Annotated in this window: 11 protein-coding genes; 2 read left to right on the top strand and 9 right to left on the bottom strand. The window is 36.0% G+C overall.

Features of this window, described 5'->3' with window-relative positions; all coding sequences use genetic code 11:
- Window positions 1-418: 418 nt before the first annotated feature.
- The 4 genes from Q1B07_RS24465 to Q1B07_RS24450 form a co-directional block, all read right to left on the bottom strand.
- Entirely contained in the window at window positions 419-541 is a 123-nt protein-coding gene (locus tag Q1B07_RS24465; protein WP_299094801.1) for a hypothetical protein, read from the bottom strand.
- A gap of 282 nt (window positions 542-823) precedes the next feature.
- Entirely contained in the window at window positions 824-1,660 is an 837-nt protein-coding gene (locus tag Q1B07_RS24460) for a sugar ABC transporter permease (RefSeq protein WP_299094820.1), read from the bottom strand.
- Window positions 1,660-3,078: a sugar ABC transporter permease gene (locus tag Q1B07_RS24455; protein ID WP_366945283.1), complete on the bottom strand. Its 1,419-nt coding sequence runs from the start codon at window positions 3,076-3,078 to the stop codon at window positions 1,660-1,662. Before Q1B07_RS24455 ends, Q1B07_RS24460 begins: the two co-directional genes overlap by 1 nt.
- A gap of 64 nt (window positions 3,079-3,142) precedes the next feature.
- Window positions 3,143-4,465, bottom strand: a complete 1,323-nt coding sequence (locus Q1B07_RS24450; RefSeq protein ID WP_299094803.1) for a maltose ABC transporter substrate-binding protein — start codon at window positions 4,463-4,465, stop codon at window positions 3,143-3,145.
- 598 nt (window positions 4,466-5,063) lie between these two features.
- Here Q1B07_RS24450 and Q1B07_RS24445 point away from each other — a divergent pair.
- On the top strand, window positions 5,064-6,818 hold the full coding sequence (locus Q1B07_RS24445) for an alpha-glycosidase (protein WP_299094826.1): 1,755 nt from the start codon (window positions 5,064-5,066) through the stop codon (window positions 6,816-6,818).
- A gap of 356 nt (window positions 6,819-7,174) precedes the next feature.
- Here Q1B07_RS24445 and Q1B07_RS24440 read toward each other — a convergent pair whose 3' ends face one another.
- Together Q1B07_RS24440 and Q1B07_RS24435 are read right to left on the bottom strand one after the other, a co-directional pair.
- On the bottom strand, window positions 7,175-7,573 hold the full coding sequence (locus tag Q1B07_RS24440) for a VOC family protein (protein ID WP_299094806.1): 399 nt from the start codon (window positions 7,571-7,573) through the stop codon (window positions 7,175-7,177).
- Window positions 7,574-7,767: 194 nt separating this feature from the next.
- On the bottom strand, window positions 7,768-8,049 hold the full coding sequence (locus Q1B07_RS24435) for a GerAB/ArcD/ProY family transporter (RefSeq protein ID WP_299094808.1): 282 nt from the start codon (window positions 8,047-8,049) through the stop codon (window positions 7,768-7,770).
- Between the two features lie 150 nt (window positions 8,050-8,199).
- Between Q1B07_RS24435 and Q1B07_RS24430 the strand changes: the two genes are divergently transcribed.
- Window positions 8,200-8,436, top strand: a complete 237-nt coding sequence (locus Q1B07_RS24430) for a hypothetical protein (RefSeq protein WP_299094810.1) — start codon at window positions 8,200-8,202, stop codon at window positions 8,434-8,436.
- Here the strand turns inward: Q1B07_RS24430 and Q1B07_RS24425 are convergent.
- The 3 genes from Q1B07_RS24425 to Q1B07_RS24415 all read right to left on the bottom strand — a co-directional run bounded on the left by Q1B07_RS24425 (window position 8,429) and on the right by Q1B07_RS24415 (window position 12,587).
- Window positions 8,429-9,529 (bottom strand): GerAB/ArcD/ProY family transporter, encoded by a 1,101-nt coding sequence (locus Q1B07_RS24425; RefSeq protein WP_299094813.1) that lies wholly within the window; start codon window positions 9,527-9,529, stop codon window positions 8,429-8,431. The two genes, Q1B07_RS24430 and Q1B07_RS24425, sit on opposite strands and share 8 nt — an antisense overlap.
- 216 nt (window positions 9,530-9,745) lie before the next feature.
- Window positions 9,746-10,951 (bottom strand): Ger(x)C family spore germination protein, encoded by a 1,206-nt coding sequence (locus tag Q1B07_RS24420; RefSeq protein WP_299094816.1) that lies wholly within the window; start codon window positions 10,949-10,951, stop codon window positions 9,746-9,748.
- A complete protein-coding gene (locus Q1B07_RS24415; RefSeq protein WP_299094818.1) occupies window positions 10,941-12,587 on the bottom strand; it encodes a spore germination protein in 1,647 nt (548 codons plus the stop codon). The genes Q1B07_RS24420 and Q1B07_RS24415 overlap by 11 nt, the downstream gene beginning before the upstream one ends.
- Between the last annotated feature and the right edge of the window lie 277 nt (window positions 12,588-12,864).

Genomic DNA, 12,864 nt, shown 5'->3' with positions numbered 1-12,864 from the left:
GCGGCGGTCAACAAGTTCACTTCGGTGTTAATTAAAACTAAAACGTTGTTTTTTCATAGAACTTTTGACACTACCTATCTTTCTAACGTAATGAGCTTCACCCCCTTAATGGCGGTCAAATTTTTTAATAATCGTCCTGTCCTATTATTTGTCTTTCTTGATAAATAAAACCATGCCTACTTCTATCTATCCCCTAATCATTTTCTGGAAAACCCATTACGCGTAATTAAATAATTTTTAATTCGAGATATATCACTAAATCTCGACCCCGTATATTCTTAATTCGAGATAATTGTACGATAGATTAATATGTATGTCAACTCCTTAATTATTTATAATTAACGGGGTCCTAATTTTTAATTCTCCAGTAGATTCAGGTACCCCTCTTTTGTTATTACTAAAATTGCTAAAAGACTTGTTATACAATGTTATCTGTTTCTTCACCGATATTGTTGCATTCTTCACAAATTCCATACACATCATATCTCACTTCATCATGTTCCTCAATCTTTCCGCAAACTTCACATATTTTAAATACCATTTTATTCACCTCAGATCTTTTTCATTGTTTTTCCCGCATTGTTTTAAGTTTTTATGTATTGAAATTGTTTTCATTGTTTCCACTTAAAAGCACTCCTAAACCTTTTGTTCATCAACCTTTTTAATACCTTGGAAATATAACATGAACAAAAATAAAAAGGATAAACCTCATGAATGAGATTTATCCTTGCTAGTTCAATAAAAACGACTATTCAGCTAACTTTGCAAGTTGGAATAGTCGTTTAATCCTCATACATCCATTAAATTTCGTTTTAAATTTTCCTTACCCTTTATTTGCTCCAGCCTTTAGTCCCTCAGTTAGATGGTCCTGAAAAAGAAAAAACAAAATGGTAATGGGTACAGCTACTAAAACGGCACCGGCAGCAAAGTTGGTAAATTCTGAGTTCCCACGCCCCGTTACCATCTCGAAAAGACCAACTGCTAAGGTCTTCTTTTCACTAGATCGCAAAACAAGCTGCGCAAAGATAAAGTCCATCCAAGGTCCAATAAAGTTTGTCACCGCTATAAAGACTAAAACCGGTTTTGATAACGGCATCATGATTTTATAAAAAATCTTCATATGACTTGCCCCGTCAATTTTTGCAGCTTCTTCAAGGCTTTTCGGAATTCCGTCAAAATATCCCTTAACAAGCCAAGCTCCAAAAGGAATTGATCCTCCCGCATAAACTAAAATGAGTCCCCAATGATTGTCTAATAGATTTAATTGCAACAATAAGATATAGATTGCAATCATTCCCATAAAACCGGGGAACATTTGCAAAACAAGCATTGTCATTAAACCTTGTTTTCTCCCTGGAAAACGAAACCTGGAAAAAGCATATGCAGCCGTAACAACTAAAAAAGTAGAAAAGATCATATTCCAAAACGCAATTTTTAGTGTATTTTTATACCATAATAAATAATCCGTTTCTTTAAATAAATATTCATAATGTGCAAAGGATAGTGTGTCTGGAATAATTCTTGTCGAGAATAAAGAATCTCCCGGATTTAAAGAGCCAGTAATAATCCAAATGACAGGATACAGGATTAATAGTGTTGTAATGATTAAAATCGTATAGATTAATATTTGACTGATTTTCTCTCTTAAACGAAGTCCCATCATGACATCATATCCTCCTCTTTAAAGGCTCTTGTTCTTCTAAAATTAATAATTGAGAATGTTGCAATCACAATAAAGATTAAAATTGAGATCACTGATGCTACCGCAAATTGATTATTATCAAGTGTAAGCTTATAAATCCAGCTGATAAGGATATCTGTGGACCCAGCATACGTATAATCCATATTGACAGGTCCGCCTTCTGTCATTAAGTAAATAATATTAAAATTATTGAAGTTTCCGGCAAAGGACATGATTGCAAGCGGTGCTGTAGCAAACATAATTAATGGCATGGTGATTTTCCAAAATCTTTGCCCCGGTGTTGCACCATCAACTTCCGCTGCTTCATATACTTCTTTATCAATACTTGTTAATACACCGCTCATTAATACCATCCAAAATGGAAAACCAAACCACATGTTGACCACTACGAGTGTAAATTTTGCCCAAAATGGATCTGAAAGCCATGGGATGGCATTTTCAATAATCCCTAATTCAATTAAGTAGCGGTTTATTGGGCCAAATTCACCATTGAAGATATTTCTCATAATTAAAATCGAAACAAATTGCGGAATGGCCCATGGCAAAATAAAGATACTTCGCCAAAACTTTTTAAATTTAACGCCCTTTTGATTTAATAAAACCGCAAAGATCAGCCCTAAGAAAAAGGTCGTTATTGTTGAAAGAACAGCCCATATGACTGTCCAAGAAAAGACACCGTAAAATGTAGAGCTCCATGTTTTCATTTGGAAAAGTTGAAAAAAAGTATCAAATCCCACCCAATCTACTAAATGTTTTGGAGGCAGATGATTTGGTGCTGAATAATTCGTAAAAGCAATTAAAACACCAAACAACAATGGTAGAATAGTCAAAAAAGATGTAAACAGGACCGAGGGTGTTAATAAAAGATAAGGGAAGCCATTTTCCCAAATGTTTTTAACCATTTCCTTAGCATTATTCGGCTTTATCCCTTTTTCACTTTTAACAGCAACCTTATAGGCATCCCGAATATTTAAATAATAGAACCATAAGAAAAGCAAAAAGGAAATCAAAAATAAAATCCCTTCAATCATCAAGAAGATCGAATGGTCTCCTTGGATAATTTTAAATCCATCCCGAGATTGCGGTGTGTCCCCTAATGTTGTAAGTCCCCACATTGCCCATTGAAAAGGGACTATCCAAAAAATAAGAAGGTATAATTCCAAAGCTAAAAAACAAATCCCTTTGACATATTGTCGATTAAACAGTTGGCCAAGACCCATAAATAAAATCGACAGAAAAGCAGCTAGTCTAGGCTTTGTTATGAAAGAATGTTTAGGTGGCATTGGTAAAGTTGAAGATTTATTTGTTTGATTGGCAGAATTTTTTTGTAGATTAGTTTGATCATATTTTTGATCACGCACTACTGAACTCATCATATCACCTTCCTTTTGATCATATGAGCTAATACCTATTAAGGTATCAGCTCATTTTATTTACTTATTACTTTGTTTGCGATTCAATAGCTTCTTTTATTTGCTGTGTTCCTTTATCAAGTGCAGCCTGCGGTTCGGAAGCCTTATTCCAAATAGCTGTATAGGCTACTTCCATCCCGCCCCATACCGGCTGCATTTCCGTGATATTAGGCATTGGAATGGAGTGTTGTGCCTGCTCTAGGAAGGCAACGTTTATTTCATCCGCTTTAATTTTTTCATTTTCAAGCAGAGCCTTGGACGGCGGCAGCTGACCTGTCATTTCATAACGCTTTAAAAGCATTTCATCACTTGTCGCAAATTTGGCTAATAATGTTGCAGCCTGCGGATATTTACTATAAGCGTTTACATAATAACCCTTAGTTCCTGTAAATGATTGTGGAATCTCTCCATTTTCAAGCTTTGGCAAAGTTGTTACTCCAAAATTTACACCAGCCTCCTGATGTCCTTTCACTGCCCATGGACCTGAAAAATAATATAAAAGCTTGCCTTCGTTAAAGTGAGAAGTGATGACATCAGCAGTAATATCCTCTTTTTTCATTGGCAAGATTTCATCACGGATGCGCTCCATTAAGTTTGCAGCTTTTAAAGAACCTTCCTTGTTTAATCCAATGTCATCTGGATTTGTATTGTTATCTCCGAAAATATAATCACCAAACCCTCCGACGAAACCGTGAATTAAGTAGAAATTCCCCGGCTCAATCATGAAGCCGTATGACCCTGGATTTTTTTCCATGAATGCTTTGGATTGTTCAATTAGCTCTTCCATTGTTTCAGCAGGTTCAAAACCCATCTTTTCTAATAAATCTTTATTATAATAAAGTGCAACCCCTTCAATGTTCAGGGGAAATCCATATGTTTTTAATTCTTCATTATCTTTTGCAGATACCGCTGTAATCGAAGCTTCCATAAAGCGTTCTTTATATTCTTGAGCATAATAATTGTCATAAATTAATCCAGAGGCAACCAATGACCCGACATGATCATGTGCTGCGTTAAATACGTCTGCTCCTATTCCAGCAGGACCATCTGTTTTAAGCTTCCCGGGTGCTTCTGTGTGACTTACTGTTTCATATTTAACAGGAACCCCATACTCCTCAGTGAATTTTTCAGCTACATATTTTGCCCACTCACCCTCTTGATCACCGTTATCCCACAAAACAAGCTCAGCACCTTCTTCTGGTACAATTTCTTCTGCTGAAGCCTCTGTTTTACTTCCTCCAGTTGGTTCATTCGCTGTTTCTCCTGCTGGATTGGATCCTGGCTTGTTACATGCAGTTAATACAAAAATCAACATGGCTAGTATGGATAGATTCAATACCTTTTTCAACATGACCCCACCTTTTTAATTGATTAATTTATCTCAATGATCGTTTGGCTTTTTTACCAAATTCACAATTGAAACCAATAGTTAGGCAAACGATTGCAATAAAGCTTTAATCTAAAAATACAAATTCAAACTTTAAAACCAAGGAGTTTTTAATTCCTAATTCAATAATTTAGAAGAATTATCACTTGCCAACATTATATCAAGACAAACGTTTGCACAAAAATAAAATAAATACCTCCTATTAACTGATAACAACAATATTTCCACCAAAATTCATCATATGTAATATAAAATTTTTCACATAAAATGATTATTTCAATTTACCAATATGAGAAAACGGTTTCACAAGATCATGCTATCATTCTATTTTTCTTTCTTTTATTTGTCAAATACTTTTTCATATTTTTTTAAAGTTTTTAAGGAGGTTTGCATTTATTTCCTCCTGAAATTGACAAAAATGAAAGAAACTAATGGGAACATGTATTATTTTATGGTCGATTTTTTGCAAAAATAGTCGGATATATCTATTTATTCTAATTTAAATTCCTGTTAAAGTTCATATTACGTGCAAACGATTGCAAAGGTAGGAAGGAGAATGAATTTGCTTAAAGAAGCCATTTATCACAGACCTAAAAATAATTTTGCTTATGCGTATGACAAAGAAACATTGCATATTCGACTAAGAGCCAAAAAGGCAGACCTGAAAAAAGTATATTTACTTTACGGCGATCCATACAAATGGACAAAGGATGGATGGATAAACTTTTCGAAGCCTATGACATTAGAGGGATCGGATGAACTTTTTGATTATTGGTTTGCAGAAGTCAAACCTGAATTCCGCCGATTGCGATACGGCTTTGAACTCATTTCAGATCATGACTCAATTTTTTTTGGCGAAAGAGGTTTTGCTGAAGAAGATCCGCGTGACACAAGCTTTTATTTTTGCTTCCCATTTTTAAATGCTATTGATGTTTTTAACGCACCTGACTGGGTGAAGGATACTGTTTGGTACCAAATTTTTCCCGAACGGTTTGCGAATGGAAATCCTAAATTAAATCCACCAGGGACCATTCCTTGGGGAAGTGCTGATCCAAAAGCAGATACTTACTTTGGCGGTGACTTTGAAGGGATTATCAACAACATTGATTACTTAGTAAACTTGGGAATTTCCGGGATTTACTTCACACCAATTTTCAAGGCAAATACAAATCATAAATACGATACAATCGATTATATGGAGATTGATCCACAGTTCGGTGATAAAAAAACGTTTAAAAAACTCGTTGAAGTCTGCCATAGTAATGGTATTCGCGTTATGCTTGATGCTGTTTTTAATCATAGCGGCTTTTATTTCGAGGCATTTCAAGATGTACTTGAAAAACAAGAGAAATCTGCATTTAAAGATTGGTTTTACTTAAGAGAATTCCCTGTCCAATCCTTTCCAGAACCGAATTATGATACATTTGCCTTCACACATGTCATGCCAAAATTAAACACTGAACATCCTGAAGTTAAAAAATATCTTCTTGAAGTGGCAACATATTGGATTGAGGAATTTGATATTGATGGCTGGCGTCTTGATGTGGCTAATGAAGTAGATCATGAGTTCTGGAGAGAGTTTAGAAAAACAGTGAAAGCTGTAAAGCCAGACGTTTATATTCTTGGTGAAATCTGGCATGACTCGATGCCATGGCTTTTAGGAGACCAATTCGATGCTGTCATGAATTATCCTTTTACGAATGCATGCTTAGAATATTTCGCCAAAAATAACATAAACGCTGAAAATTTTGCACAGCAACTAACAAACGTTCTAACTTCCTATCCCAAGAATGTTAATGAGGTAGCATTTAATCTTTTAGGAAGCCATGATACTCCTAGAATTTTAACGATTTGTGATGAAGATCGCAATAAACTTAAGCTGTTGCTTTTATTCCAGCTGTCATTTATCGGAACTCCTTGTCTCTATTATGGGGATGAAATTGGTTTAACTGGAGAAAATGATCCTGGGTGCAGAAAATGCATGATTTGGGATAAAAATGAGCAAGATCGCGAGCTCTTTACTTTTGTGAAAAAATTAATTTTGTTGCGAAAAAAACATTCAGCATTCGGTAATAGTGGTAAGTTTACCTTCTTAGAAACGAATACCAATACAAATCATATTATTTATTCGAAACAATCGGCTGACGAAACCATTATCATTGTGATAAATAATTCGCAAAATAACATTCATGTTACGATTCCATTTGACTTTACAGGTAAAAATCCTGTTGATCTATGGAATAATGAGGCTCTAAAAGAAACGTCCAAGCTTGAACTTAAGCCAAAGGAATTTTCCATTATCCAAGTAAAGCAATGATTGGGAAAAGCAGTGGCGTCAGCTTTTTACCATTTAAAAAATAAATATGTATGATTAGGGAATACTACTAATCGGTGTATAACACCACAAACTTCAATGTGGATGGATATACTTTGAAAATGCTTCTTATTCACTTAAGCCCGTCTTTAACATTTGCCGTTTTTCAATTTTTAAAACGATTACGTATGTTAACACACAAACTAAGTTGGCTGCTTAACGCTCCATCTTTTGCTAAGTGATGATCATTTTTAAAGGAACTTCTTAATTCACATTGCTTTCCTTATGAAAAAGGCTGTCTCAAAATGGCCTGAACCTTTGAGACAGCCTCTTCATTCTTTTATATGGGAAGCTTAATATTATCGATTTTTGAGAGACTCCTGATCAACATTAAATTCAATCAAATTCGAATCAGGATCCATGCAAAATAATTGTGCAAAACCACTTGCACTATTCGGCTTTTCAGTTATTTCAACCCCTAAACTTTTTAGATGCTTCAGTGTCTTTTCATAATCTTTCACACGTATAGCAAAATGGCCGTCTTTTGTGTTAATTGTATAATCAGACCGTAATGTAGAAGCCCCTTCTTGAACAATTAAATGGAGTTGTTGATTTCCCACTTGATACCAGGCACCAGGAAAATCAAAATCCGGACGTTCTAATTCTTGAAACCCTAACATGACCCCATAAAAATGCTTTGCTTTTTCCAAATTCGTAACAGAGAGGCTTACATGGTGAATGCTTTCAACTTCGATCAATCAGAACAACTCCTTATTTACTTTAAGTAATTATTTTTAATAATAGTCAATTATAGCAAATGTAAACGGAAACATGTTATATATACGGTCATAAAAAACAATAAAAAAGCCTCCGGAATTTGCTTAAATTCGATGGCTTAGGGAATATTTCATAGGTTATTATGTTACATTTGATTTTGGTTTATCTTTTTTGATCAGCAGCGTATAACCAATATACAACGTAAAGTAATCCAATCATCCACCAAGGTATTTTCCAAATATTTTCCTCGCATATTCGTAAACATAAGGTTTGGATATTGGCGTAATAATGTGTAGTAAATAAAAAATAAGACAACTCCACCACACATTCCTAAGAGAATGGCAAGCCAGGCATCTTTTTGGGCACCTATTCCATAACTTATAACTAATGCAGTTCCCATATCAAATATAAACATTATGGAAAAAAGTTGAATAACGCTAATTTTAGCTTTCTCCATCCTTTAAGAACCCTCCCCTTCTAGACATAAATTCAACCTAAAAAGGAAATTATCCGAATAATGACAGATTTCTTTATCAAGAATTTTTCATTAAAATTTCCCCTCTTAACAAATACTATTTACCATAAACAACAACTAGGAGGAAAAAACATGAAAGTGTTAGGAGTATTTTTACTCATTCTTTTACTATCTACATTACTTAGTTTAGCATTGGACCTTCTTTTAGGCTTTCCCTTCACCCAAGAAGCAACTCATTTACTAAACCCGTTTTGGGTAATGGATGCTGGAGAGTATGTTATGTTAATATTTTTTTTATTAATTACAATCAGTCAACAAATCTTTAACCTCATAAAAAATAAAGCGAACAAACAAAAGGGTTCTAACTAACTTTGTTGAAAAGGTTACGGATTATGGTAATAAACAGCATTAACAACGGGATGATTAACATAAAAGGAATGTGCAGGGGAAACATTACCGTTTTTAGCCCTTCTTCAATATGCTCTGCAAAATCTGAGGCAATTACCATTGATAAAATGAGAAGAATGACCCCGGATGGCAACAGCATGGATTGATGATTTTTCAGCTGGAACAAATCGACCATCCCGATAACTGAGACATAAAAAAGGATCGAAATTTTAAAAAACATCGTAATCAGAAACGTAAAGACAACAAGAGCATCGAGCCGTTGGATAAACTCGAAAAGGTTTACCTTTCCAATGGTTGATAACAATGGAAACGTGGCTCTCTCCACTTGTTCAACACCAAGAACAGCGATATCTAAACTAGTCGTATAAGATAAGATAAGTCCGCTCGAGATTAAGGCTGACACCCAAACTTTTTTCGATAATTCAGGCCGGTTTAGATAAGGAAGCAGCATGGTAAAGGCAATCATTTCTCCAAAAGGGAATAAAGTTGTTAGTGGAAAGGCTGTTGTTAAGATTGGTTTCCATCCCTCTTCAAGAAACGGCTGTAAATGATGGAGATTAACATTACCTGATAAAAAGACCAAAAGATTCCCTGTTATTCCTAAACAAATCAGTATAACCATCAATACCTCGGCTGTTCTCCCTAATACTTCGATCCCTAGATAAAGGACATAACAAATGGTCAGAACCATCAAGATATTGAGCGCCAATAATGGTGTTTCTGTCAGGGTCGATGAAAGCAACAAATCCCCGAAGTCACGCAGATTTCTGGAGGCATCATACATAAAGTATACTGTGTATAACAATCCAATCACCCAGCCCAGGTACTTGCCGAATATTTTTCTCGCATATCCGGTAAGCGGAAGATTTGGATATTGGCGAAATAAAAAGTAGTAAATGAAAAACAAGGCGATTCCACCACACATCCCCAAAAGAATCGCCAGCCAGGCGTCTTTTTTAGCCGTGACACCATAACTTACGACAAGTGCACTTCCAAGTTCATATATAAGCATCATGGCAAAGAGTTGAATAACGCTAACCTTGGCTTTCTCCATCGTCTCGCATCCCCCTTTTTACTTCTAGTGCCCGGATTTTTAGTTCATTTAATAAATGTTTTTGACTGTATCATATTCAGAGGATATCCCTGTACGTCTAATCTAGTTATTTCTCCTATCCCTTGATAAAATTTATACTTAACCATTAATTAAAAAGGAAATTTGCTTATAACAGATAAGTCACTCCCTATTTTGGATCATACTCTCATGTTTTGTTTATTTAATATATGGCTTTGTCCGCAGGCCTGACCTTCGAATAAATGCTAATACATCTACCTTCACTTCTGTCTCAGGAAAGATTTCATCATTCCATTTTTTATCGATTTTCTTCCACAGTTTTGGGTCCTCTCGGTTGACATATTCACCAAAACTAAAAATATCGCTCTTTTCTTCTTTTGCAGCTTCTATGGCCATCATCACCTCATCTTTTATTTCCTTCTGCAACTGCTTTTCAAGTTTTTCAAAGTTTTCATATTTCCCGAGATCCATGGAACAATGAACTTCCGAGATGTGACTTTCCGATCGCACTGAGACATAAATAACGGGTTTATCATTTTTAATGTCGACTTTTATATTCGTTTTGGACCGCATCATATCAACGGCAACACCCTTTTTTTTCTTTTTACAATCCAGGTTTAAGGTGGTTTTGGTCAATTCATTATTAACCCATGTAGCACCACGTGCAGCATCATCATCTAACCATTTTTGGAGTTTCCCGTTTCTAAAAATGGCAAGTCCTTTTATTTGAAGTTCCGCTTTTGGAGATATTTGTTGAACGTTTGTTAACTTTCCCCCTTCTTCTTCGGTTCCTATAATCTCAATTCCTGTCAAATGTGCCGCCTCACCTCCTAATTGTTGAATAACTTGATCTGCCCGGCTGCTTGCATACTCTCCCCACGTTTTTTGAGTGGATTCTAAGCCGCCGACAATTTTTGCTGAAGGAATCAGCTCTAAAGATGTCATGATTTCGAGAACATTTTTTGCTGAATTATTTCTAACGACTAGAATTGGAAAAAGCGTTCGAAATTGTGAATCGCGTTCAAGCCAGTCAAATAAATCTTGAATGCCCTTTTTTCTCGCCAAATCCTCTCCAATCACCATTAATTGGAGATGAGGAAAAAAAAGTTCCTGCGGCAGCTTTGGCGCAATTTTTCGAAGTGTTTCCTGAATGGTGCTCCCTGTTGACGTATAGGTCGTAACAGGAGATAAATCCCCTTTCCCTCTTTGTTGTCCACCAGCTATTTGTTCCTCATTTATAACTTGAACTGTGACGCGATATCTGTTTTCTAGATCATCGCCGCCTTCATCTATACCAATAGCGCTCACGATGTCAATGTCCTGTAATTCTTTGCGATCCCAACATCCTGACAGCAAAGCAATGGACAAAAGCAGTATAAACATGATGAATGGTCTATGTTTCATTAGAATCCCTCTTTGATTTATTATACATTTGTTGATTTTCTCTCGATGATGGCCCGAGATTATGAGGATCACCTGTCCTCTTAATTTTCTTTTGGTTAATTAATCGAGGACGCGTTGACAAAAATGGCTTTGGATACCGGATGATCGTATCTTTCCAATCAGTCAAAATAAGCGGGGCGAAGGGAACCAAGTATGGAATACCAAAAGAGCGTACACTGCAAGTATGTGCAACTAACATAATGACACAGAGTCCAACTCCATAAAGACCAAAAGAAGCGGCAAAAATCATCATCACAAATCGAAGTAAACGAACAGCATCCAGCATCGTATGATGGGGGATCGTAAAGCTTGCAATTGCAGTCCCTGCCACCACAATGACCATCGCACTTGAAACTATTCCAGCCGCAACAGCTGCTTCCCCCAATACGAGTGCACCAACAATGGAAACCGCCTGACCAATCGGCCGAGGCATCCGAACACCTGCCTCTCGCAAAACCTCAAATGTTATTTCCATTAATAATGCCTCTATAAATACCGGAAATGGAACACCTTGCCGCTGTGACATTAAGTTAATTAATAAAGGTGTTGGGATCAATTCTGGGTGATACGAAAGAAATGCAATAAAAAGAGACGGTCCAAGCAGGGTGATTAAGAATGCACCGACCCGTAAGATCCTTAAAAAACTGGCGATATTCCAACGCAAATAATAATCTTCGGCCGTTTGAAAAAACTGGCTCCACACCGCTGGCAAAATCAACGGAATCGGTGTACCGTCAACAAAAATAGCAACACGTCCCTCCATTAAATTTCCAGCCACCACATCAGGTCGTTCCGTTGTAAATATAGTTGGCCAAGGTGTCCATGTGTCATCATTAATCCATTCTTCAATTGTATTGGAACCAGCAATTTCATCCGCTTCCATTTTATCCAGTCGCTCTTTGACTTCTTTAAGAAGCTTGTCATTGACAATTCCTTTGACATACATAACGGCAACATCTGTTTGTGTGATCTTCCCAAGCTTCATCGTTTCAATCCAGAGATTAGGACTTTTAATCCTGCGGCGAACCATTGCTGTATTCGTAATAAGCGACTCCGTAAAGCTGTCTTTTGGCCCTCTGACTGCAGGTTCTGTCATAGGTTCTGAAATCGATCTCAACTCTCCGCCTTCAGCAGAACAGCTGAGTGCTTGATTCCAGCCGTCAATTAAAAGAATAGTTTGCCCTGATAAGAGGGAGAGCAGCAGCTTGTTTAAATCTGTTTCTTCTTTAACTGTTGCAACAGTTAAAATGTTTTCTTTAATATAGGTAAATAATTGACCGGGTGACTTTGGGTCAACACTTTCAGTATTGTTAACATTACCCATCAACCTTTCTATGATAAAATTGCCAATGATCTGCTTATCAGATAATCCATTGATATACAAAAGAGCAACCTTATGTAGGGTAGGTTTTCCCATTTTAAATTCACGAACAGATAAGTCACCGCTGTTCCCTAATGCTTCCTTTATATTTTTGAGATTTATATCTAATTGTTGGCTTATATCCTTTTGGGTTAAATTTATTTCTGTATTCATATACTGGGGTGACTGTTTACTTTTTTTTCGACTTTTTGTTAACCGCTTCCATGCACTGTTCATTGTCTTATAACGCTCCAAGTTTATAGTGTCATCGAAAAGAATAGTTCGATGCGTTCTCCCTATTGGTTATCTTTCCTATTTACTTAATTTTTAATACTTGCTAGAAAACACATACAAAAATCAAAAAACGACTGTACATTTCATCTGAAAGGTAACAGTCGTTTTTTCAACTACTATACTAATGTATTAATTTTTTTATTTTATCCTGAATTATTCACAGATTTTCTAATATAGGCTAATATCGCCTATCTAATCAGCTTTCTTGTTACTATTTAAT

The sequence above is a fragment of the uncultured Metabacillus sp. genome (genome assembly GCF_947503125.1).
Lineage (GTDB): Bacteria > Bacillota > Bacilli > Bacillales > Bacillaceae > Metabacillus.
This window is presented reverse-complemented; position numbering and strand designations above follow the sequence as displayed.